The sequence below is a fragment of the Rhizobacter sp. SG703 genome (assembly GCF_012275445.1).
Taxonomy (GTDB): Bacteria; Pseudomonadota; Gammaproteobacteria; order Burkholderiales; family Burkholderiaceae_C; genus Rhizobacter.
Genome location: NZ_JAAZQK010000020.1, coordinates 21897 through 44464, shown reverse-complemented (window position 1 = coordinate 44464; position 22568 = coordinate 21897). Strand labels below are relative to the sequence as shown.

Genomic DNA, 22568 nt, shown 5'->3' with positions numbered 1-22568 from the left:
GCTGCGAGTGGGAGTACGGAAACGTCTACGCCGAAGACGGCACGGAGCTGGGGTGGTGGGAGGGTGGCACCTGAAGGTCGCTCTTCGGCCAGGAGCCGACGCTCGCGAAAGGCAGGTTTGAGGCTGCGTAACTCCGTCCTCCGCTATCCTTCAAAGGTGTCGATTCACGAGGCGGACATGAAGCTTGTCACAGAGGGTTTTGCCCTCGTTCCGAACTTGTTGAGCGAAGTAGAGTGCGATCAGGTCGCACAGGCCCTTGTGGCCACCGAGACCAATGGTGCCGGCTCAAGACGCCTGTTGCAGCAGGCATGGTGCACAGCACTGGCGCATAAGGTCATGTCCCATCCGGAAGTGCGCCGCGCCTTGCCTGCGCGGGCGCGGGCGATCCAGTGCACCTTCTTCGAAAAGTCCGCCGCCAAAAATTGGCTGGTACCGATTCACCAGGATCTGAGCATGCCTGTCGCTGGCCGGGTGGACCATCCGGTTCTCACGGGCTGGAGCGAAAAGGAAGGCGCCGTGTTCGTGCAACCACCAGACGCGGTTCTCGCGCAGCTACTTGCCGTTCGAGTACATGTCGATCCCTGCACCATGGAGGACGGTCCTCTGCGGGTCGTCCCTGCTTCGCACGAACTTGGGCGCATGGAACCTGATCGGGCAGTGCAGTTGGGGCGAACGAGAGGAGTCGCCGTGCCCGCGAATCGTGGCGATGCGCTGCTCATGCGCCCGTTGATCTTGCACGCCTCGTCAAAGTCTGCCGGCACAAGCCTACGAAGGGTCCTGCATTTTCTGTTCGGACCGGATACGCTACCGCACGGCCTCGCTTGGTAAATCCGCTGCCGGGGCGCGATCGGCCACAAGCGGCCAGCGACTGATGTCCGGTTTTTGGTCATACATAGTGCGGCAATCGCATGACGAACAAAATCACACCGGTCTCGAGACTTGCGGGTTGTGTCGTCACGTCGTGGCAAGGATGCGAAATGGCTCTTGCCGGAGACGAAGACCGTCTCCCAATCCGTTGGGAAGATCCGAGCATCCCATTCCTGCAGTTCACCTGGCTCGACCTGCAGCTTGACACGGGTCAGGTGCTGCGCCTGATCAGTCAGATGGAGGACGGTAGTGGCCACCATGGGTTCTACCTTGAGGAAACGGACGAACTGGCTGAACTTCGGGTGGTTGATGACCCGTCGTCAATCTTTAGGGATCGCACGCTGACCGAACTCCCGCTCGGCGAGATTGAGATAGTCGAACTTCGCATGGATGGCCCGAACGCTATCGTCGAAATGCGGCTTGCCCTGTCAGGCGCTAAGCTCAGACTCGTCGCGGCCGAGGTCTATGAAGAACATGACGGTAGTGTCCGGATCGTCGAACACGACGAATCCATCCTTATTCAACTGGACGGCAAGCGTCCATCACGGCCTGCTTGAGCGTCCGGTTTGCGGCAAGGAATTTGCCCGATTCGATGTCTGCAACGGGTCGATTCGAGGCCGCTGGCAGCTGAGCCCGAGCGTCTTCAACCGGCTACTAGCTGCAGTTCATCGACGTCGGCTTCAATGCTTACCCCCGACTGAGCAAGGCGTATTGACACATGATCAAGTCAGCTGAGGAATTCGTTCGCTTGAGAACGAGCGACGATCCCGAGGAATACAGCCAGGCGGCGAACGATGAGGCGACGGTTGATGTGTGAAAGACGTCATCCGAAGATTTCCGGACATGAAGCCATGGGTGATCCACAACAAGCAGATTCAACTCGAAATACTGGAGCTGATAGCTCGTGACCCATTGGCTTCGGTCCGAGCATGCGTTGCCGAAAAGCGCAAGCTTGGAGCGCAGCTTTTCGACGCACTGTCTCGAGACGAAGACGAAGGTGTGCGGGCCAGAATTGCTTGGAACCAGAAGGCTCCAGTCGAGATTCTGCAAAGGCTTGCAGGTGACCAAGCTGAGTTGGTTCGACAGGCTGCTGCCGCGCGCCTGGCTCGACTCACTAAGGAATGAGCGTCCGCTTTTCCGCAACGTGTTCGAGGGTGCCAATGTCGCCGGTGGATCGATCAGAGACAGTTGACCGCGGTTCCAACCGGTCGTTCATTCACCAACCGCGTACCTTGATGCTCAGTACATGCTATCGAAGGCGAGGCAGTTGTCCGAGATAGCGACCATCGAGTGACCGGTGTTCGACCAAGCTGTCGCTCGGCGCGGTTGCCCCGAGCGACTCAGTTCAGTCTGAAGCCGTCCTCGGAAGAAGACGCCCCCTTTGCAGCAGCTGCTGTCTTTCGAGGCGGCGGTGTCCGCTCCCGGTCTCAGACGGGTACCGCATACGCGGGCGCGACCTGCGCAGCATGGACAGTCGGCTCGCCATCCGGCTGTATGGCAAGCTGTGGCACGGACCCAAGCAGCTACTAGGGAGCCCGCGTTGACCACTGTTCAATTCCGCTGTGCAAAGACAGGATCTGCGCTCCCTCCAGAACGAGCCGGTCACTGTGCGCTCTGCGAGCGGCTGCTCGATCGCCGATTCTTGCGGGGGGGGGTCTATCCGCTACAGAAGAAGCCGATCTGCGTCGATTGCATCGAGGCCATTGCGGAAAAAGGTCGAGCAGCAGTCGACGACGAAATGGCATAGGCCAGCGAAGGCATGAGAACTACTGTCGAGTCACTCACCGCATTCCTGCTGTTGGCCGGCCCGGCTACGGCAAGTGGGTTCCTGGTGTGCACGATAAGCCCTCACGGAATGGCCGGCTTCATCTATTCCAGTGTTGTACTCGGCATTGTGGGCGGCATCGCCTTCCCCGCTTTGTGGAACCTCATGGGCCTCGATCTTGAGGTGAGATCAAGCATCTACATTGGCGGCGGGGTCGGGTTCGTGTTCGGAGCCCTTTCGTTTCCCATCAGCACAGTCAGTGCGGAGCGCGCCCTCCATTTCCCTCGCGATTCTTTTCAACTTGCTTTGCTCGCCTACCTGTGCGCCTTGGGCGCATCGCTCGGATGCTTGGCGATGGTGGTCAAGCGGAGAATGAAAAGGCTCAACCGCACCGAGGCGGTAACTAAAACCCCCGAACCTCCACCGCCGAGCTCTCCCCATACAACAACGCCCGCATCCCCTCCAGATCATCCTTGTGCATGATCGCGATCGGAAACGCCGCCTCATCCGCCAGCGACGCAAACCGCGCATCGACGATCCCGTCCTCGCTCAATTGCGCCAGCGTCGACGCCGCATCCACGCGGCATGACTTCACCACCACCAGCCGTTCCGCATTCAAGCGCCGCGCCAGGTCCAGCGCAATGCTGTCGGCCGTCACCTCCCAATTGGTGTGCGCATCCGCCTGTTCTCGCTGCAGCTCGAACCGCAGCCACAACGCGGTCTGCCCCTTGTGCAGCACGCGGCGGATGTCGCTGCGGCTCGCACCCAGCTGCAGCGCGGGGTTTCGCACATCCAGCTGACACGTCTGCATCAGCCTTGCGCATCCCACTTCCAAGGCTCAGCACTCAGACCGAAATATCCCCACACTTTTCAGACAGCAAGCCTTGCCGTTTGTCCGAAAAAAACATACAAATATCGGACAATCATCACCCCACATGTCCGATCTCAAAACCCGCATCTCCACGCTTGTCGATGCCGCCGGGCCCAGCCAGGTCTGGGTGCCGACCGACTTCGCGCAACTCGGCAGCCGCGACGCCGTCGACAAGGCGCTGCAGCGCCTGGTGCTGGCAGGTGAACTCCGTCGCATCGACCGCGGCCTGTACGACAAGCCGGGGCTCAACAAGCTGACGAAGCGTCCGACCTCGCCGGACTATCGCGCTGTGGTGGAAGCCGTCGCCCGCCGCGACCATCTGCGGCTGCTGGTAGACGGGATGACTGCGGCCAACGACCTCGGCCTCACCGATGCCGTGCCGGCCCACGTGACCATCCATACCGACGCCCGCCGACGTGCCATCCAGCTCGACCAGCTGAGCATCGAGTTCAAGCACACCGCGCCCAGTCGCCTCTACTGGGCTGGGCGCCCTGCGATGCGCGTCGTGCAGGCGCTGTACTGGCTGAAGGACACGCTGATTTCGGATCGAGATCGCATCCTGGCCCGGCTGTCCAAGGTGCTCGCAGACCCGGCCCACGGAAGCGAGATCGCCCGGGATCTGAGCGACGGCTTCAGCGTGATGCCCGCATGGATGCAAATCCTCGTTCGTGAACTGCCCGGCTGCAATCCGCAGGCGACATGGAACGATTCACCGCTGCCTGGTGACACAAGAAGGCCGCCGGTCGCCCGTCGCAGACCGGCAAAACACGCGGATGCTCCCGTTGAACCCAGCCTTCAAAGCCGTCATCGGCGCCAGCGACTCTGATCGGCGCGACCTGTTTCTCGGCACTGCAGCCCGCACGGGCACGGCGGTTCAGAACGTCGAGAAAGACTTCTGGGTCTGCTGGACCCTCGACGCGTTGTTCAACGGCCTGCCCGCCGGCGGGCCTCGACTGCTGTTCAAAGGCGGCACGTCACTCTCGAAGGCCTTCAGGCTGGTCACCCGATTCTCCGAAGACATCGACATCACGGTCTTCCGCGACGACTTGGGTCATGCCGTGGAAGCGGCCGAGCTGGACGCCTTGAGCAGCAAGAAGCGCCGTGCGCGGCTCGATGCCATCCGAACTGCGTGCCAGGCCTACATCCGCGGCCCGCTGAGGGAACAGTTCGCCGGCATCAGCACCTCCGTCATCCCGGATGGTCGCTTCCGACTCGACCTTGATCCGGAAGACAATCGCAATGGCAGGCCGACCGCATCCTGGCCGTCGACTGCGCGCACCACACTCGGCTGTTCTTCGGCAGTACGGATCTCGGACTCGATTCAGCCGTGCCAGGAACGTTCACACTGTCACCCGGCGAGGCCATGCGAGAGGCACTCGCACGGGACTACGACGCGATGGCCGGGATGGTCTTTGGCGAAGTCCCCTCCCTTGATGCAGTGCTTGCCAGCGTGCAACGGTTCGAGCAAATCGCCAACCAGGCCATCGCGCAAACCTAGAACCCCCGCCTCGCCCCCACGCCCTCCCCATTGCAGCCGCTACCCCTGGTCGGTACTCGCGCCCCACCGGCTTCGCGGCCGCCAACGCCGCTGGGCAATCCTCCGCTTCGCTTTTCCATCGCCGGCCGGAACCGGCCCGCTTTCACACTGGAGCAACGTCGGAACGGGCTGCCACCCGCCGTCGCCGCCCCCCTCCCAACACAGGAAGCCATTGCCATGAAAGTCAACCAGAACAACGGAGTTCGCGGCGCCCCTGCAAGCTCTGAAACGCAGCGCCCGGACAGTCCGCCGTCGAACGCCCCTGCCGGCGCGCGCTCGCGGTCGGCCGAGGGCACGCTGGGAGCGCTGCAGACGCGCACCTCGCGCTCGTCCAGCACATCGCGCAGCAACCGCGCTCCCGCCAACAGCAACTTCGAGCTCTCGAGCGCCGTGACCTACCAGCCCGGCAGCGGCCAGAAGCCGTCGCAGCCCAATGGCGAGCCGTATTCGACACCTCATTTCATCGATCCGAAAACGGGCGAGCACGTCCACCTGACGGGCGTCGAGCTGAACTCCGGTGTCTTCATCGTCACCAACCACGAGACGCACAAGCCCGTGGCGAGCCTGCGCATCATGGGCAGCGGCGACAACAAGACCGCCGTGCCGCCCGAGCAATACGGGCTGAAGGGCGGCACGCGCTACACGCTGCGCGACGGCACGCCGTGCGACAGCCGCGGCAACCCGCTGCGCAGCTACAGTTCATCCCCGCCGCGCCCGCGCACCACCCATCCAAGCTCCGGCCTGAGGCTCAGGGACGAGCCGGCGGGTTACGAAAGCGACGACTCCAACGGCTCGGCCTACTCGGGCAACGCCCTGACCGGCGCCGCACCGTCGCGCGCCGAGATCCAGCGGCGCACCGACGACCTGCGGCGGCGCGGCTTCCAGCCCGTGGGCTACCACGGCACCAACCAGGCGGGGATGAACTCGCTCGTCCAGCAGGGCCCACGCCGCGGCCATGGCGGCTCCAACAGCGGGCTCGAACGCGGCAATGGCTTCTACGTCTCGCGCCAACCCGGCTACGCCGAAGATTGGGCCGACAGCGCCACCCAATCGGGCGAGCCGGAGCCGCCGCGCTACGAGACGCCGCGCTATCCCGGCGAGCGTGGCATGGCTGCCGTCGGCACCGTCTACGCGCAGTATCCCCAACACTTCACCCCGGGACGCGACATTGCCTGGGGCCAGCAGTCCTCGCAGGGCGACCCCCATGGCGACCGCCGCCTGTCGCACCGCGACACCCACGGCGACATGGCCGACGGCCGCTACGCGACCGAGGCTGTCATCGCGCCGCGCCAGTACCGCAACACCCGCATCGTGCCGACGTACTCCTCCTCGTCGGGCCGGATGGGGCCGTATCCGTCGCACGAGGCGCCGGAGTACGGGCGGCCGTTCCACCCGGACGATGACGAATACTGAGAGAGGGATGCAAGCCGGAACCGCCTCGAGTCCGGCATCCGACAAATCCCCGGCCTGGCGGCCGGGGTGTCTCGCGCTAGAACGCCCGCCCCGCCCCCAGCCCCAACCCTTCCCCATACAACAACGCCCGCATCCCCTCCAGATCATCCTTGTGCATGATCGCGATCGGAAACGCCGCCCCATCCGCCAGCGACGCGAACCGCGCATCGACGATCCCGTCCTCGCTCAATTGCGCCAGCGTCGACGCCGCATCCACGCGGCACGACTTCACCACCACCAAGCGCTCCGCATTCAAGCGCCGCGCCAGGTCCAGCGCGATGCTGTCGGCCGTCACCTCCCAATTGGTGTGCGCATCCGCCTGTTCTCGCTGCAATTCGAATGGCAGCCACAGCGCCGTCTGCCCCTTGTGCAGCACCCGCCGGATGTCGCTGCGGCTGGTCGCCAATTGCAATGCCGGGTTCAGCGCATTCAACTGATAAGCCGTCTGCGCCATCGCCAGCACCGCCATGTTGTGCGCAGCCAGGTCATGAAACTGCCAGTGCGATTGCAGCCGCCGCACCTCGTCGGCAAAGGTGCCGCCGCCGCACACCAGCGTCACCCGCCCTCCGCCCAGTTGCGCCAGCAGATCGAGCCACTGCGGCAGCACCGGGTCGGCGCACAGGCTGCCGCCGATCTTGACGATCCACATCAGCGCAGCTCCATGTCGAGCAGCATCGCCACCGCCACGCTGGGCGCGCACACCTGCGCCCAGCGCGTCGCATCGGGCGCGGCACCGGCGCCCAGGCGCGCCAGGTCGGCGCCATACGACCGGCAGGCGCAGGCCGCGCCATGCGCCTGGGCCAGCACATCGGCCACCAGGAAGTCGCCACACCCGGCGCTGACGACGACCGCATCCGCCGACAGCGCATGCATCGCCATCACGCGCTGCAATTGCGTGCCCAGCTCGGCCACCTGCGCGGCGCGCCAGTCCTGCGCAAACAACAGCCATTCGGCATCGCTCGCATCGCGCGCGTCCATGCCGATCATGCGGGCCAGCCGCTTGCGCGTGGCGGCCGCATCCTTCGGCGCGTTGTCGGCACTCGGGTACAGGTCGTGGGCCGCGTCCAGCTCGCCGGTGAGCCGGTACACGTCGGCCACCGTCGCGAAGTACTCGTTCATCACGTTGAGCGGCTGGCCGCGCCACGGAATCTGCCGCGCCAGCCCGCACAGCGGCGTGCGCACCACACCCTGGTAGACCAGCTCGCCGGTGGCCAGCCGCTGCACGTCGCTGCGCGCCTGCGTGACGACCCGGCCGCCCTTGAACGCGATGATGTCGGTGGTGGTGCTGCCGATGTCGACCAGCACGCCCTCTCTTTGAAAACCATCCAGTTCGCGCGCCGCATGCAAAGCCGTCGCCAGCCAGTTGGCCGACGCGATGTGCGCCCACTCGCCGGCCACGCGCTCGCGGCCGCACCAGCCACGGTCGCCGGCAAAGAACTGCAGCGGCGGCGCTTCGGGCCACGCATCGCACAGCAGCGCGGCAATGCGCTGCACGCCTTCTTCGCGGTGCTCGAACAGGTCGACCATCTCGCCGGTCATCGTCACCGCATGCCGCGCCCGTGCGGCCGCGGGCCAGCGTTCGCGGGCCGACTGCAGCGCGCGCTCCAGGTGCTCGATGCCCTGCCACAGCGGGCAGGTCCATTGCGCCACGTCGATCACGCGGCCTCGCTGCAGCAGGCAGGCCTTGACGTGCGCGCCACCGATGTCCCAGCCGATCACGGTGGCCTCAGCCATCGCCGTCCTCCGCGTCGTGACCGGCGGCATGGTCCTGCAGCAGCTCGGCGGCCAGGTTGCGCCCCAGCGAGGCCGACAGCCCCACGTACGCGCAGGTCACGCGCGGGTTCACCTCGATCACCACCGGCCCGCAGCGCGGGTGCCACACCAGGTCGATGCCGACGAAACCGCGCAGGCCTGGGATGCCCTTGGCCACCTGCTTCGCCAGGCGCGACAGCACCGGCCCGCGCTCGCCACCCACCGCGATCGCGTTGACATCGACGCCGTCGAACGACAACGCGCCCGCGCCATCCACGGTGATGCGCTGCCGGTTGACGCTGAGCAGCTCGGTGCGCCCGGCGGTGCACAGCATCGACACGCTGAGCGGTTCGCCGTCGACCCACGGCTCGATCGCCATCGGGCTGCCGGCGGTCGAGCGCCGGTCCCAGTCGGCCAGCGCGTCTTCCTGCGAGCGGTGCACGCGGGTCGCGACACCGCCCGCGCCATCATCCGGCTTGACGACCCAGCGCTCCACCTCCGGCACATGCTCGAAGGCCAGCGGCGTCGCAAGCCCCTGCCCGGCCAGCCGCAGCAGCGTCGCGCGCTTGCCCGAGGCCACCGCGATGGCCGCCGCCGAGCACCCCAGCCAGCGCGCCGGCCCGACCACCTGCTGCATCTGCGCCAGCAGGCCGCCGGTCTCGGGCGCAACGACCCAGGCCACGTCGTGCAAGGCCGCCTGCCGTGCGACGAAATCGAAGGCCGATTCGCCGGCCCGCGGCCGCACCGGCTCGGCATTGCGCGGCACGCGCGGCGCACGCACGCTGGCGGCAACCGACAGCGACACGCCCTCGACCTGCAGCAGGTCCTGCGCCAGCGCATCGCGCATCGACAGGCCCAGCGGCAGCAGCGCGGCCGCAGCCGCTTCGTCATTGACCGCTGCGTCGCCGGCCGACGGAATGAGCCCGCCGCCGCTGAGATACTCGTACACGAAGACGCGTTTCATCGATGCTCCCGATCCGTTCAACATGACCGTCATTCCCGTGATCGACCTGCTGCAAGGCCAGGTGGTGCGAGCGCTGCGCGGCGACCGGCAGCACTACCGGCCGATCGTCTCGGCGCTGTGCGCCAGCAGCGATCCGTTGACCGTCGCGCGCATCCTGTGCGACCACGTGGCGGCACGGCAGCTGTACGTCGCCGATCTCGATGCCTTGCAAGGCGGGGTGGGCCACGTCGCCGTCGTGCGGCAATTGCTCGAAGCCTTGCCGGGCCTCGAGCTGTGGCTGGACGCCGGCTTCGCCGACGTGTCGGAAGCCCACGCGCTGGGTGCAGCGCTCGGGCCGTTGTCGCAACGCCTGGTGCCGGTGTTCGGCAGCGAATCGCTGCGCTCGCGCGCGGCACTCGAAGCCTGCTTCACGCCGTCCGGCCGCGGCATCCTGTCGCTCGACCGCCGCCACGGCGAGCGCCTCGACGCCGCCGGCTGCTGGGACTCGCCGGCGCTGTGGCCGTCGCGCGTGATCGTGATGACGCTGGAGCGCGTCGGTGCCGGCACCGGGCCCGACGTCGACACGCTGCGCGAGGTCGCGACCCGCTCGCCGCATGTGCAGCTGATCGGCGCCGGCGGCATCGGCAGCGAGGCCGACCTGGCGCTCGCGCAGGCCTCCGGCGCATCGGCCTGGCTGGTGGCCAGCGCGTTGCACGACAGGAAGCTGCCGCGGATGTCGACCTGAGGGGTTTTGTCAAGGACCGTCGCGGCCGTTGCAGATGAAGCAGTGGCGTTCATGACGAGACGACACATCACGTTTCGTGCCAACCGCCGTGGCAGCCCAAGGGGCGGCCTCGGTGCAGCCATCGGGCAGTCGCCGCCGATTCGATCGGCCAGAAACGCGACACAGTGTCTCGGTTCTGGCCGCGCCGGCAGTCGTCATCCGACGCGCTGCCGGGGCATGCCTCGTGGCACATCGCTTGCGTTGAAGCGGGCACATGACCGACACCTCCGTGAATCCGCGCGCCGGCGCCACGCGCTGGACCTGCCCGTTTTGCCTGCTGTTGTGCGACACCTCGACCGTGCAGGTCGACGCCTCGGGCCGGTTGACGCTGTCGGACAGCGGCTGCGCCTGCGCGCGCCGTGCGCTGGCGCGGTTCGTGGCACGGCCGTCGACGGCCTCGGCGCGGGTCGACGGCCGCGACTGCAGCCTCGACGACGCGGTGTCGGCGGCCGCCCGGCTGCTCGCGGCGAGCCGGCAACCGCTGTTCGGTGGCCTCGGCACCGATGTGTCGGGCGCCCGCGCGCTGTACCGCCTGGCCTGCCGCACCGGCGCGATCTGCGATGCGGCCGCAGGGGCAGCCCAGATGACCACGCTGCGCGCGACGCAGGACCGCGGCAGCTTCTTCACGACGCTGGCCGAAGTGCGCACGCGCGCCGACCTGCTGCTCTGCGTCGGCGGCACGCCGGTCGACCAGGCACCCGAGTTCTTCGAACGCTGCGGCGTCGGCGAGTCGCTGGTCGCGCAGCGGCAGGTGGTGGTGCTCGGCGGCACGCCGGCCGACGATGCGGTGCTGGTCGGCCTGCGCAGGCGGCCCGGCGTCACGGTGGAATCGATCCCGCTGCACGGCGACCTGTTCGGCACCGTGGCGCTGCTGTCCGCGCTGGTGGCCGGGCGTGCGGTGCGCGAGGCACCGGCCGCGCTGCAGTCGCTGGCCACGCGGCTGCAGCAGGCGCGCTATGCGGTGATCGTCGGCGAGACACGCCGGCTGCCGCCGCAGGGCGCGCTGGTCGTCGAAGGGCTGAACCGCCTGGTCGGCTCGCTGAACCAGACCACCCGCGCCGCGGCGCTGTGGCTGGGTGGCGGCAACGGCGCCGGCACGGTGAACCAGGTCTTCACGTGGTTGTCGGGGCTGCCGCTGCGCTCGCGCGCCGGGCCGCGCGGGCTGGAGCACGAGCCGCTGTGCTTCGACGCGCAACGCCTGCTGCACGAGCAGGCGGTCGACAGCCTGCTGTGGGTGTCGAGCTTCGATCCGGACGTGGCACCACCAGCGACATCGCTGCCCACCGTCGTGCTCGGCCACCCCGACCTGGCCCGGTCGCCGGCGTCGGTGTTCATCCCGGTGTCGACGCCGGGTATCGGCTCGCCGGGCCACCTGTTCCGCGCCGACGGCTCAGTGATGCTGCCGCTGTTCGCGGTGCACGACGACGGCCTGCCGACGCTCGCTGGCGTGCTCGATCGCATCGCGGGAGCGTTGGCATGAGCAGCCTGCGCCTGCGCGGCGGCCTGGTCATCGACCCGGCGAACGACCCATCGCCGGTCGTGCGCGATGTCGTCGTGCGCGACGGCCGCATCGCCGCGCTCGCACCGCACGACGCCGTCGACGACGAGGTCGATGCGAGCGGCTGCGTCGTGATGGCCGGCGGCATCGACATGCACACCCACATCGGCGGCGGCAAGGTCAACCTGTCTCGGCTGCTGCTGCCGGAGATGCAGCGCCGCGGTGCCGAGCCGTTCGCGTTGCCGACCAACCCGCTGGAGCTGGCCTCGTGCGGCGGCTGCACGCCGGGCACGCTGGCCACCGGCTACCGCTATGTCGAGATGGGTTACACCGCTGCCTTCGAGCCGGCGATGATGGCGTCGAACGCCCGCCACACGCACATGGAGATGGGCGACACGCCGATCCTCGACCACGGCGCCTACGTGATGCTCGGCAACGACGAGCTGTTCCTGCAGATGCTGGCCGAGGGCCAGGACTTCGAGCGCATCCGCGACTACACGGCATGGACGATCCACGCCACCAAGGCCTTGGGCGTGAAGGTGGTGAACCCGGCCGGCATCTCGGCCTTCAAGTTCAACCAGCGCAAGCTCGATGTCGACGAGGCGCACCTGCACTGGCAGGTCACGCCGCGGCAGGTGGTGCACACGCTGGCGCGCGCGCTGCGCGAACTCGGCGTGCCGCACCCGCTGCACATCCACGGCAGCAACCTCGGCGTGGCCGGCAACATCCAGTCGACGCTGGACACCATCGCCGCGCTCGAAGGCCTGCCGGCGCACCTGACGCACGTGCAGTTCCATGCCTACGGCACCGAGGGCGCGAAGAAGTTCTCGTCGGCCGCCGCGCGGCTGGCCGACGCGGTGAACGCGAACCCGAACGTCAGCATCGACGTCGGCCAGATCATGTTCGGCCAGACCGTCACCGCGTCGGGCGACACGATGCGCCAGCATGCGCAGTCGGGGCTCGCGAGCCCGCGCAAGTGGATCGGCGCCGACATCGAATGCGACGCCGGCTGCGGCGTCGTGCCGTTCCGCTACCGCGAGCAGAGCTATGTCAACGCGCTGCAATGGGCGATCGGGCTGGAGATCTTCCTGCTCGTCAACGACCCGTGGCGCGTCGCGCTGACCACCGACCATCCGAACGGCGGGCCGTTCACCAGCTACCCGCATTTGATCCGGCTGCTGATGGACAAGGGCTTCCGCAACGAACAGCTCGCAAAGCTCCACCCGGACGTAGCGGCGAACAGCGCGCTCGGCTCCATCACGCGCGAGCTGAGCCTGCACGAGATCGCGACCATGACGCGTGCCGGCCCGGCCCGGCTGCTGGGCTTGCGGGACCGCGGCCAGCTGGGCGTCGGCGCCGCGGCCGACATCGCGGTGTACCGCGACCATGCCGACCGCGAGGCGATGTTCAGCACGCCGGAGCGCGTCTACAAGGACGGGCTGCTCGTCGCGCACGCCGGACGCATCACCGCGGTGCCGGCGAGCGGCACGCACTTCGTCGAACCCGGCTACGACCGAGGCATCGAGCGGTACCTGCGGCAGCACCTGGCGTCGCACGGGTCGGTGAACTTCGATGCGGTCGCGATCGACCGCGACGAGTTGTGCACCTGCTGCAATGGGGGTCGCCTGCTGCCGGCGGCCTGCTTCGAGGCGGCCGTATGAAGCGAAGGGCGAGGGGCCCCCTTGGGGGATCGACCAGCGCAATACGGCCGAGCCACCGACGATTCGGCAGATCGAGTGGCCTCGTCCGTGCGGAGGTGGCCACATGATCGCGAACGGCGTCGCGATCGACGACAGCTTTGCCGAGGCCTTTCCGATGAAGGCCACGCGGCTGGTCATCACCGCGCACACGCTGACCTGGGCGATGAACGCCGCGGTGTCGGCCACCGGCTTCGCGACCTCGGTGATCGCCTGCGGCTGCGAGGCCGGCATCGAACGCGAACTCGCCCCCACCGACACACCCGATGGCCGGCCCGGCGTCAGCGTGCTGATCTTCTCGATGTCCGGCAAGGAACTCGCGAAGCAGGTGGAGCGGCGCGTGGGCCAGTGCGTGCTGACCTGCCCGACCACGGCAGTGTTCGCCGGCATTTCCGAAGGCGAGGCCATCGCGCTCGGCAAGAACCTGCGCTTCTTCGGCGACGGCTGGCAGATCTCGAAGGTGATCGATGGCGTGCGCTACTGGCGCGTGCCGGTGATGGATGGCGAGTTCGTCGCGCAGGAAACGACCGCGGTGGTCAAGTGCGTCGGCGGCGGCAACCTGCTGCTGATGTGCACCGACACCGACGCGGCGCTCGCGGTGGCCGAAGCCGCGGTGGCCGCGATGAAGGCGCTACCGAACGTGATCATGCCGTTCCCCGGCGGCGTGGTGCGCTCGGGCTCGAAGGTCGGCAGCAAGTACGCCACGCTCGGCGCGTCGACCAACGATGCGTTCTGCCCCGGGCTGCACGGGCTCGCGGCAAGCAGCGAGATCACGCCGCAGACGCGCTGCGTGATGGAGATCGTGATCGACGGGCTGGCCGAGGCCGACGTCGGTGCCGCGATGCGCGCCGGCATGCAGGCCGGCATCGCGATCGGCGCGGCCGGTGGGCTGATGCGCATCTCGGCCGGCAACTACGGCGGCAAGCTCGGGCCCTTCCACTTCCACCTGCGCCAGCTGCTCGCTGCGCCGGCCACGGCATGAGCGGGTTTCGCCTGAGCCTGAAGCACGCGCCCGCGGTGCGCGTGGACCTGCGCGGCGTGCTGCCGGCGGCGCTGGCGGGGTGGTCGGTGGCGCAGGTCGAGCAGCTGCAGGTCGGGCATGGGCGGGCGCTGGTGCCGCTGGCGGAGTTCTTCACGGTGGAGCCCGATGGCGACGACGGCATGCTGCGCTTCGTCGGCGACCTGTCGCGCTGCGACCGCATCGGCTGGCAGATGGGCGGCGGGCGCCTCACGGTCGACGGCCCGGCCGGTCACTACACCGGCGGCGGCATGAGCGGCGGCGCGCTGCGCGTGAACGGCGCGGTCGGCCTGCTGGCGGGCTGCGAGATGGCGGGCGGGCAGTTGACGGTCGACGGCGACGCCGGCGACTTCGCGGCGAGCACGCTGCCCGGCAGCATGGACGGCATGCGCGGCGGCACGCTGATCGTCACCGGCCACGCCGGCCAGCGATTCGGCGACCGCATGCGGCGCGGCATCGCGCTGGTGTTCGGCGACGCCGGCGACTTTCTCGCGTCGCGCATGGTGGCCGGCACCATCGGCATCGGCGGGCGGGCCGGCGCGCACGTCGGCTACGGCATGCGGCGCGGCAGCCTGGTGTTCGCGACGACCGCCCCGCAGATCGCGCCGACCTTCGTGCCGGCGGTCGCTGATGCGCTGGTGTTCTGGCAGCTGCTGGCCCGCGACCTCGCGCGCCACGGTGGACCCTTCGAGGCCTTGCCGTCGCGCGCGATCACGCGCCACCTGGGCGACCTCGCGAGCGACGGCCGCGGCGAACTGATCCTGGCAACCTGAGGCACTCCGATGAGCAAGACCTATCTCTTCCACGCCGGCGAGGCGACCGTGTTCGCCCGCGAAGGGCAGTTCACCGACGCGATGCCCGAGATCCTGATCGGCCGCACCGACGGCCCGGTCGGCCAAGCCTTCGCGAACCTGATGGCGCAGAGCAAGGGCCACACCGCGATGTTCGCGATCCGCGCCTGCAACCAGCTGGTGCGGCCGGCGACGATCCTCGTGCCGAAGGTCACGCTGAAGGACTTCGCCAACATCGACCTGTACGGCGGCGTCGTGCAGAGCGCCACCGCCGATGCGGTGGTCGATTGCCTGATCGACGGCACGATACCGAAGGAGCTGGCCAACGAGCTGTGCATCATCAGCCTGGTGTGGATCGACCCGCGCTGCGCGAAGGACCCGAACCTCGACAAGAAGGACATGTACCGCACCAACCACGAGGCGACGAAGCTCGCGCTGCGGCGGGCGCTGAACAACGAGCCGTCGGTCGACGAGCTGATCGCCAACCGCCACAAGATCAAGCACGACATGGACGACTGGAGCTGACTCGTGTGAACGACATCTTCGCGCTGCTCGACGACTGCCACGCGACGCGTGGCATGCCGCTCAGCCGGCTCTGCACCGGCTTCGAGCGCGAGCATCGCTGCGTCGATCCGTCGCGGCTCGACGCCGTGTGGGAAGCGGTCGACACCGACCTGCGTGCCGGGTTGCATGCGGTGCTGCTGGCCGACTACGAATGGGGCGCGAAGCTGCTGAAGGCCGGACATGCGACGCTGCGGCCGGACGATGCGTCGTCGCTGCGGGTGCTGATGTTCCGCGACCTCGCTCGCCTGTCGAGCGACGAGGTCGGCGCCTGGCTGGCTTACCGCGGCGACGACGGCGACTGCGGCGTGACGGCCCTGCGGCCGAGCGTCGACCGGCCGGGCTTCACGCGCGCCATCGCCCGCATCCACGAAGCCATTCGCCGCGGCGAGACCTACCAGGTCAACTACACGTACCGGCTGCATGGCGAGGCCCACGGCTCGCCGGTCGACCTGTACCGCCGCTTGCGCGCGCGGCAACCGGTGGCCTTCGGCGCGCTGATCGCGCTGCCCGACGACGGGCGCGGCACGACGCACGTGCTGTCGCGCTCGCCCGAACTGTTCCTGCGCCACGACGCCGGCCTGCTGACCGCGCGGCCGATGAAGGGCACCGCGCCGCGCATCGCCGCGCCGGAGAGCGACAGCGAGACCGCGCGGCTGCTGTCGCTGGACATCAAGAACCGGGCCGAGAACCTGATGATCGTCGACCTGCTGCGCAACGACCTGGGCCGCGTCGCGCAGACCGGCTCGGTGACGGTGCCGTCGCTGTTCGCGATCGAGCCGTATGCGACGCTGTTCCAGATGACCTCGACCATCCAGGCGCGCGTGCGGCCCGAGGTCGGCTTCCCCGAGCTGCTGCGCGCGGTGTTCCCGTGCGGCTCGATCACCGGTGCGCCGAAGCACCACACGATGGAATTGATCGCCAGCCTGGAGACCACGCCGCGCGGCCTGTACTGCGGCGCGATCGGCTGGCTCGGCGCGCCGCGGGGCGATGCGCGCCTCGGCGACTTCTGCCTCAGCGTCGCGATCCGCACGCTGACGCTCGGCACCGAAGCCGGCGGGCTGCGGCCGGCCCGGCTGGGTATCGGCGCCGGCATCGTGCTCGACAGCCGCGTCGACGACGAGTTCGAGGAATGCCTGCTGAAGGCGCGCTTCCTGACCGGGCTGCCGCAGCCGCTGCGGCCCCTGGAACACAGCGTGCGATGAAGCTCGCGCTGTTCGACCTCGACCACACGCTGATCCCGTTCGACAGCGGCATGGCATGGACGCGCTTCCTCGCGCAGCGCGGCGTGCTGCCGCCCGAGGCACCCGCGGCCTACCTCGCCTGCTGCCAGCAGTACGTCGCCGGCACGCTGGACATCCGCGCGATGCACCGGGCCACGGTGGCGCCGCTGTCGGCGTTTGCGCGTGCGCAGATCGACGCATGGAGCCGCGAGTTCGAGCGCGCGATGGCGCCGCAGGTGCCGCGCGACATGCAGGCGCTGGTGGCCCGCCATCGCGAGGCCGGCGACCTCTGCGCCGTCGTCACCGCGACCACGCGCTTCATCGCGGAGCCGTTCGCGCGGCTGTTCGGCATTCCGCAGGTGCTGGCGACCGAAGGCGAGTGGCGCGACGGCGTCCTGACCGGCGAGATCGACGGCGAGCCCTGCCACCGCGAGCACAAGCTGAGCCGCGTGCTGGCCTGGCTCGCGCGGCCCGGCGGCCTGGCGGCGTTCGAGCAATCCTGGTTCTATTCCGACGCCGCGAGCGACCTGCCGCTGCTGCAGGCGGTCTCGCACCCGGTGGCCGTCAGGCCGGAGCCGGTGTTGCGCGCGCATGCGCTGCGGGCCGGCTGGCCGGTGCTCGACCAGGGCCCCTGACGGCGGTCTTTCCCGACAACAACAAGGAGACACATCATGGAATGGATTCGCCAGGTCAGCCTGGTCAGGCGGGTGATGATCGGCTTCGTCGCGATGGGCGCGATCGTGCTGCTGCTGGGGGGCGCTGCCGCCTGGACGCTGCGGCAGGTCGCCGCCGGCAGCAAGGTCGACGTCGACGCGGCCGCGGGGTGGCTGCTGCTCGGCGCCGTGGCCGGCTGCGGTGTCGCGCTGCTGGCCGGCTGGCTGATCCGCGCCAGCATCAAGGAGTCGGTCGAGTCGACGGTGCAGTGCGTGATCCGCATCGCCGGCGGCGATCTCGAGACCAAGATCAGCTCGTCGGGCAAGGACGAGATCTCTTGGCTGCGCGCCGAGCTGAACGGCATGCGCAAGAAGCTGCGCACGATGGTGCTGGACGTGCGGCAGACGGTGGAGAGCGTGAACACCGCGTCGGACGAGATCGCCAGCGGCAACACCGACCTGTCGAACCGCACCGAGCAGCAGGCGAGCGCACTGCAGCAGACCGTCAACTCGATGGCGCAGCTGGCCGCCACGGTGAGCAGCAATTCGAACAGCACGCGCGATGCGCGCAGCGTGGTCACCGGGTCGAGCGAGATCGCGGCGCGCGGCGCGCAGACCATGCAGGACGTGATCCTGCGCATGGACGAGATCAACACCAGCGCCGGCAAGATCGCCGAGATCATCGGCGTGATCGACGGCATCGCGTACCAGACCAACATCCTCGCGCTGAATGCGGCGGTGGAGGCGGCGCGCGCCGGCGAGCAGGGCCGGGGCTTCGCGGTGGTGGCCGAGGAGGTGCGCAGCCTCGCGCAGCGCAGCTCGACCGCGGCGCGCGAGATCAAGGCGCTGATCGGCGATTCGAGCGCGAAGGTCACCGCCGGATCGCAGCTGGTGGCGGACGCCGGCCGCACGATGCGCGAGATCGTCGACAGCGTGGGCCAGGTGGCGGGCCTGATCGCCGGCATCGCGCAGGCCGGCGAATCGCAGGGCAGCGACATCGGCCGCATGCAGCAGGCGGTGTCGCAACTCGACATGATGACGCAGCAGAACGCCGCGCTGGTCGAGGAACTGGCGGCGTCGGCGCTGTCGCTGAAGGGCCAGTCGGGGCGGCTCACCGAGGCGATGAGCTCCTTCAGAGTGGAATGACACCCCCTCGTCCGGCGGGTTCGCCAGACATGGAACCTACTGGGCGCGCAATGCGGCCAGCCGCCGCTTCGTGCCGGGGTGGGTGGCGGTGTCCCGGCTCGCGCCCATGCGCATCAGGGCCGAGAACACCGCGTCGCGCGGCACCCCGAGGCCCTCCAGCGTGCGCAATGCAAACGCGTCGGCCTCGTACTCCTGCTGGTAGGCCAGCGCCGAGGCCTCGCGCCCGAGCCGCGCGGCAACCGGGTCGGTCCGGTCGGCCGTGACGCTGCCCGGTACCCATTTCTGGTACATCTCGCCCATCTGCGCCCAGTGCGCCAGCGCGACGTGACCCAATTCGTGCGCCAGCACGAACAAGCGCCCTTCTTCCGGCCAGTCGCCCATCGCCTCGTTGGCGATCACCACGCGGCCGCGCAGCGTCTCGGCCACGGTGTCGCCGCGCACCACGCGCAACTCGGCGGCGCCCTCCAGCCCCAGCGTGCGCACCAGACTGTCGAAGCTGTCGCGCACCTTCTGCGCCCGCTCGCTCTCGACCGGCGCCGGCGCGAGCCGCTCCAGTTGCGCGGTCTGCGAACGCGCCAGCACCTGCGCGATGTCTTCTTCGCCACGCGCGACGCTCCCCGCCAGTGCCATTCCGATCAACATCCACCACCGCATGCCGTGTCGCTCCTGCGCAGACCCCTGTGCCCGATTACGGCGCAAGAACCGGGCCCGATTCAAGGGTTTACCCGTGCATTCACCGCGAACCGGGGCGCGTCGTGCCGGAATGCACGGGCAAACGCGGTGCCTTCGGCGCCGGCGGGTGCCGGGCTCAGGCCTGGATCAGGCCCCAGTGCAACGCCACCAGCGTCAGCTCCGACTGGTTGCTCGCACCGAGCTTCTGCTTCACGTGGTACAGGTGCGTGCCGACGGTGCTGGGCGACAGGTTCAGGTTGGCGGCGATCTGCGCCACGCCGAGGCCGCGCGCCAGCTGGATGAAGACCGAAAACTCTCGCTCGCTCAGCATCTCGGCCGGGTTCGCATCCCCCTTCACCTGGGCCAGCGCCAGCACCTGGGCGGTCTGCGGATCGACATAGGGCCGGTGCGCCGCCACCGCGCTGACCGCCGCGATCAGCGCCTCGGGCGCACCGCGCTTGGTCAGGTAGCCGAGCGCGCCGGCCTGCATCACCCGCCGAGGGTGGGCCGTGTCCTCATGCGCCGACAGCGCCAGCACGCGCGCCTTCGGGTCCTGCGCGAGCAGGCGCCGCACCGCTTCCAGACCGCCCATGCCGGGCATCGACAGATCCATCACCACCACGTCCGGCTTCAGCTTCGGGTAGTCGGCGCAGGCCTGTTCGCCGGTGTCGGCCTCGGCCACCACCTCGATGCCGGCATCGGCCAGCAGCATGCGGAAGCCCATGCGCACCAGCGCGTGGTCGTCGACGAGCATCACTCGGATCATTCGGGGACCGCCTCGGTTCGGGGAACAGGCCCCGGCAGGCGCACGCTCAGGCGCACGCCGCGGGGGGAATGCGGCAGCAGCTCGAAGCTGCCGCCCAGGCCTTGCACGCGCTCGGCCAGCCAGCGCAGGCCGTGGTGGCCCTTCTTGTCGGCCCAGTCGGCGGCCAGCCCGGCGCCATCGTCGACCAGTTCGAGCACGACGCCGTCGGCCACCGCCTGCAGCCGCAGGTCGACCCGCTGCGCCTGGCCGTGGCGCAGCGCATTGGTCAGCCCCTCCTGCGCGGCCCGGTACAGCGCGAGCGCCGCTTCGCTGCCGAGCGGCACGCCGGCCAGGTCGGCCTGCAGTTCGATCCGTGCGCCGGGGTGGCTGCGGCGGGTGCGCTCGGCCAGGTCGGCCAGCGCGTCGGCCAGGCCGAAGGTGTCGAGCACCAGCGGCGTCAGCCGCGGGATGATGCCGTGCATCGCGTCGTACAGGCGCGAGGCCTCTTCGGCGATCAGGCGCGCCGCCTGCTCGGCCTGCGGGTCGAGCGCTCGCATGCGTTGCGCGATCGACAGCGCCATGCTGCGCATCGCCGTCACCGACTGGCCCAGCTCGTCGTGCAGCTCGCGCGCGATCAGGTGGCGCTCCTGCTCGATCTGGTGGTCGACCCAGCGCGTCAGTTCGCGGCTTTCGGACAGCTGCAGCTCGGCGCGCACCGCGCGGCGTTCGGTCTCGATGTGGCCCTGCAGCATGCCGACCATGCGGTTGAAGGCCTTGCCGATGGTGCCGGCCTCGGCGCCCGGCAGCGGCGGCAGCACGACGTCGAAGCGGCCGGCCTCCAGCTGGTTCAGCGCCGCGACGATGCGGCCGAACGGGCGCACCGTGTGGCCGACGAGCCAGTACACCAGCCCGTTCAGCACCACCAGCGTCACGACCGCGCCGAACACCAGCACGATGGCCTCGTCCCATGCGTCGAGCACCGCGCGCGACGCGTTCGCCTGCACCGTCAGCCGGCCGTCGGGCAGCTCCAGCGACTGCACTGCCGGCGGCGGCGCGACCAGCGCATCGAACCAGTCGGGCGCATCGCGGCCCGGCTTGTACGGCGAGCTCGGCGAGGTGTAGAGCACGGTGCCCTGCTTGTCGAGCAGCGTGATGTCGTTGGACCGCACGCGGCCCATGCCCTGCAGGAAGCCGAGCACCGCCGGCGTGCCCTGCGCCGCATAGCGCCACACCGTGCGGTTCATGAACTGCGACGCGACGCGGTTGGCCGCCACCACCTCCTCGTTGACCGATTCGCGCATGCTGCGCAGCTGCAGGCCGAGCATCACGACCAGGAACAGCAGCGTCAGCAGGCCGACGATCAGGTGGATCTTGAGTCGCAATGTCATGACGACCCCTCGTCCGACGGGTACGTCGGCCGGTCCCCCGAGGGGACGCGGGCCGGCTTGGGAGCGGCCCGGCGCTCGGCCCGCCTGGCGCAGAAATCGCCGTTGTTCGCGTAGCGGTCCAGTGTGCTGACGGTGGCGTGCACCATCGCCGGGTGGGTCGGGTCGTGGCCGGCGCCGTCGATCAGCTGGAGCCGGCTGTGCGGCAGGCGGTGGTGCAGCGCGATCGAGGCCTCGGGGCGACAGATGCGGTCTGCGCGGCCGTGCAGCAGCAGCGTCGGCACCGGCGGGATGCCGTCGCAGCGATCGAGCAGCGGCGGCGCGTCGAGCCAGCAGCGGTGCAGCAGGTAGTGGCTTTGCACGCGGTAGCGGTCGACCTGCGCGTCGAGCGCGGCGCCGCCGGGTTCGGTCGATGGGGCGGTGCCGGTGACGAGGGTCTGTTCCCAGCGCCACCACGCGAGCGCGATGCGGCGGGCGGTGTCGGCATCGCCGATCAGCCCCTGGGCGAGGAAGGGCAGCAGCGCGTGCCGTTGCGCCGCGGGGGCGACCGCGGCGAACTGCGCCCAGGCCGCGGCGTGCTCGCCGTCGGTGGGCTGGAAGAAGCCGGCGATGTCCTGCTCGCGCGCGAGGAAGGTCGCGCGCAGTTGCAGTGCGGCCACCGCGTGGGGATGTTCCGCGGCGTAGGCGAGTGCGAGCGTGGCGCCCCACGAGCCGCCGACCACCAGCCAGCGGGCGATGCCGAGCGTGTTGCGCAGCGTTTCCAGGTCGGCGACCAGGTGGGCGGTGGTGTTGTCGACGGTGCTGCCGCGCGGCTGGCTCTTGCCGGCACCGCGCTGGTCGGGGCTGACGATGCGGTAGCGCGCCGGGTCGAGGAAGCGGCGCAGCAGTGGCGAGCTGCCGGACCCGGGGCCGCCATGCAGCACGAGTGCGGCGATGCCGTCGGGGGCACCGCTCTCGTCGGCATGCAGCCGATGCCCGCCCGGCACGCGCAGTTCGTGCACGCGGTACGGTGCGAGGTCGGGATACAAGGCGGTGCGCATGGGCCCGGCCATCGTAGCCCGCGAGACGTTGCCGGGCGTCGGTGCTTTCCTTGCTGGGGGCAAGGCCCGATCGGCCTGGGCGGGGACTGAGTGGTGGTGCCCCAGCGCGACGGAGACTTCTGTGCTCCGCCACCAGGACTTCGACAGGCTCAGTCCGAACGGATTCTT

The 22568-nt window shown here is 69.1% G+C and carries 22 protein-coding genes and 1 pseudogene; 15 read left to right on the top strand and 8 right to left on the bottom strand.

All coding sequences use genetic code 11. The features are described from left to right. Window positions 1-177: 177 nt before the first annotated feature. The 3 genes from FHT26_RS29090 (at window position 178) to FHT26_RS29080 (ending at window position 1992) form a co-directional block, all read left to right on the top strand. On the top strand, window positions 178-828 hold the full coding sequence (locus tag FHT26_RS29090) for a phytanoyl-CoA dioxygenase family protein (protein WP_168563564.1): 651 nt from the start codon (window positions 178-180) through the stop codon (window positions 826-828). Between the two features lie 80 nt (window positions 829-908). Continuing rightward, a complete protein-coding gene (locus FHT26_RS29085; protein WP_168563563.1) occupies window positions 909-1424 on the top strand; it encodes a hypothetical protein in 516 nt (171 codons plus the stop codon). 286 nt (window positions 1425-1710) lie between these two features. Continuing rightward, window positions 1711-1992: a hypothetical protein gene (locus tag FHT26_RS29080; RefSeq protein ID WP_210427661.1), complete on the top strand. Its 282-nt coding sequence runs from the start codon at window positions 1711-1713 to the stop codon at window positions 1990-1992. Between the two features lie 1043 nt (window positions 1993-3035). Here the strand turns inward: FHT26_RS29080 and FHT26_RS29075 are convergent. Then, a complete protein-coding gene (locus FHT26_RS29075; RefSeq protein WP_168563562.1) occupies window positions 3036-3443 on the bottom strand; it encodes an amino acid kinase family protein in 408 nt (135 codons plus the stop codon). 124 nt (window positions 3444-3567) lie between these two features. Here FHT26_RS29075 and FHT26_RS29070 point away from each other — a divergent pair, with 124 nt between their 5' ends. From FHT26_RS29070 to FHT26_RS29060, 3 genes are read left to right on the top strand one after another with little or no spacing between them, the layout of a single operon-like run. Next, window positions 3568-4329, top strand: a complete 762-nt coding sequence (locus FHT26_RS29070) for a DUF6088 family protein (protein WP_168563561.1) — start codon at window positions 3568-3570, stop codon at window positions 4327-4329. Further along, complete coding sequence (locus FHT26_RS29065) at window positions 4286-5221, top strand: nucleotidyl transferase AbiEii/AbiGii toxin family protein (protein WP_246868153.1); 936 nt, start codon at window positions 4286-4288, stop codon at window positions 5219-5221. Before FHT26_RS29070 ends, FHT26_RS29065 begins: the two co-directional genes overlap by 44 nt. Next, entirely contained in the window at window positions 5218-6453 is a 1236-nt protein-coding gene (locus FHT26_RS29060; RefSeq protein ID WP_168563560.1) for a hypothetical protein, read from the top strand. Before FHT26_RS29065 ends, FHT26_RS29060 begins: the two co-directional genes overlap by 4 nt. Before the next feature lie 76 nt (window positions 6454-6529). Here the strand turns inward: FHT26_RS29060 and FHT26_RS29055 are convergent, their stop codons facing one another. Genes FHT26_RS29055 through FHT26_RS29045 form a run of 3 tightly spaced genes read right to left on the bottom strand, consistent with a single transcriptional unit; the run spans window position 6530 to window position 9208 of the window. Beyond that, entirely contained in the window at window positions 6530-7141 is a 612-nt protein-coding gene (locus FHT26_RS29055) for an amino acid kinase family protein (RefSeq protein WP_168563559.1), read from the bottom strand. Continuing rightward, a complete protein-coding gene (locus FHT26_RS29050) occupies window positions 7141-8226 on the bottom strand; it encodes a hydantoinase/oxoprolinase family protein (RefSeq protein ID WP_168563558.1) in 1086 nt (361 codons plus the stop codon). Before FHT26_RS29050 ends, FHT26_RS29055 begins: the two co-directional genes overlap by 1 nt. Beyond that, window positions 8219-9208: an ATP-grasp domain-containing protein gene (locus tag FHT26_RS29045; RefSeq protein ID WP_168563557.1), complete on the bottom strand. Its 990-nt coding sequence runs from the start codon at window positions 9206-9208 to the stop codon at window positions 8219-8221. Before FHT26_RS29045 ends, FHT26_RS29050 begins: the two co-directional genes overlap by 8 nt. A 22-nt stretch (window positions 9209-9230) precedes the next feature. On the opposite strand from FHT26_RS29045, the gene FHT26_RS29040 reads away from it, so the two are divergent. From FHT26_RS29040 to FHT26_RS29000, 9 genes and pseudogenes are all read left to right on the top strand, one after another. After that, window positions 9231-9932, top strand: coding sequence for a HisA/HisF-related TIM barrel protein (locus FHT26_RS29040; RefSeq protein WP_168563556.1), 702 nt, complete (start codon window positions 9231-9233; stop codon window positions 9930-9932). Window positions 9933-10185: 253 nt separating this feature from the next. Next, a complete protein-coding gene (locus tag FHT26_RS29035; RefSeq protein ID WP_168563555.1) occupies window positions 10186-11451 on the top strand; it encodes a molybdopterin-binding domain-containing protein in 1266 nt (421 codons plus the stop codon). Beyond that, window positions 11448-13130 (top strand): formylmethanofuran dehydrogenase subunit A, encoded by a 1683-nt coding sequence (locus FHT26_RS29030; RefSeq protein ID WP_168563554.1) that lies wholly within the window; start codon window positions 11448-11450, stop codon window positions 13128-13130. The genes FHT26_RS29035 and FHT26_RS29030 overlap by 4 nt, the downstream gene beginning before the upstream one ends. 103 nt (window positions 13131-13233) lie before the next feature. After that, window positions 13234-14148 carry a formylmethanofuran--tetrahydromethanopterin N-formyltransferase gene (gene fhcD, locus FHT26_RS29025; protein WP_168563553.1) on the top strand — a complete coding sequence of 305 codons (915 nt, stop codon included), beginning with the start codon at window positions 13234-13236 and terminating at the stop codon, window positions 14146-14148. Further along, a complete protein-coding gene (locus FHT26_RS29020; RefSeq protein WP_168563552.1) occupies window positions 14145-14957 on the top strand; it encodes a formylmethanofuran dehydrogenase subunit C in 813 nt (270 codons plus the stop codon). The genes fhcD and FHT26_RS29020 overlap by 4 nt, the downstream gene beginning before the upstream one ends. A 9-nt stretch (window positions 14958-14966) precedes the next feature. After that, window positions 14967-15500: a formaldehyde-activating enzyme gene (fae, locus tag FHT26_RS29015; protein ID WP_168563551.1), complete on the top strand. Its 534-nt coding sequence runs from the start codon at window positions 14967-14969 to the stop codon at window positions 15498-15500. 53 nt (window positions 15501-15553) lie between these two features. Further along, window positions 15554-16702: pseudogene (gene pabB, locus FHT26_RS29010) on the top strand (aminodeoxychorismate synthase component I); the annotation flags it as partial. A 35-nt stretch (window positions 16703-16737) separates the two neighbouring features. Beyond that, window positions 16738-17394, top strand: a complete 657-nt coding sequence (locus FHT26_RS29005; RefSeq protein WP_168563550.1) for an HAD family hydrolase — start codon at window positions 16738-16740, stop codon at window positions 17392-17394. 36 nt (window positions 17395-17430) lie between these two features. Next, complete coding sequence (locus FHT26_RS29000) at window positions 17431-18558, top strand: methyl-accepting chemotaxis protein (protein ID WP_210427660.1); 1128 nt, start codon at window positions 17431-17433, stop codon at window positions 18556-18558. Window positions 18559-18594: 36 nt separating this feature from the next. Here the strand turns inward: FHT26_RS29000 and FHT26_RS28995 are convergent, their stop codons facing one another. The 4 genes from FHT26_RS28995 to FHT26_RS28980 all read right to left on the bottom strand — a co-directional run bounded on the left by FHT26_RS28995 (window position 18595) and on the right by FHT26_RS28980 (window position 22400). Next, window positions 18595-19200, bottom strand: coding sequence for a M48 family metalloprotease (locus FHT26_RS28995; protein ID WP_168563549.1), 606 nt, complete (start codon window positions 19198-19200; stop codon window positions 18595-18597). 166 nt (window positions 19201-19366) lie between these two features. Beyond that, window positions 19367-19996: a response regulator gene (locus tag FHT26_RS28990; RefSeq protein ID WP_168563548.1), complete on the bottom strand. Its 630-nt coding sequence runs from the start codon at window positions 19994-19996 to the stop codon at window positions 19367-19369. Further along, a complete protein-coding gene (locus FHT26_RS28985) occupies window positions 19993-21363 on the bottom strand; it encodes a HAMP domain-containing protein (RefSeq protein WP_168563547.1) in 1371 nt (456 codons plus the stop codon). The genes FHT26_RS28990 and FHT26_RS28985 overlap by 4 nt, the downstream gene beginning before the upstream one ends. After that, window positions 21360-22400, bottom strand: coding sequence for an alpha/beta fold hydrolase (locus tag FHT26_RS28980; protein WP_168563546.1), 1041 nt, complete (start codon window positions 22398-22400; stop codon window positions 21360-21362). Before FHT26_RS28980 ends, FHT26_RS28985 begins: the two co-directional genes overlap by 4 nt. Window positions 22401-22568: the final 168 nt, after the last annotated feature.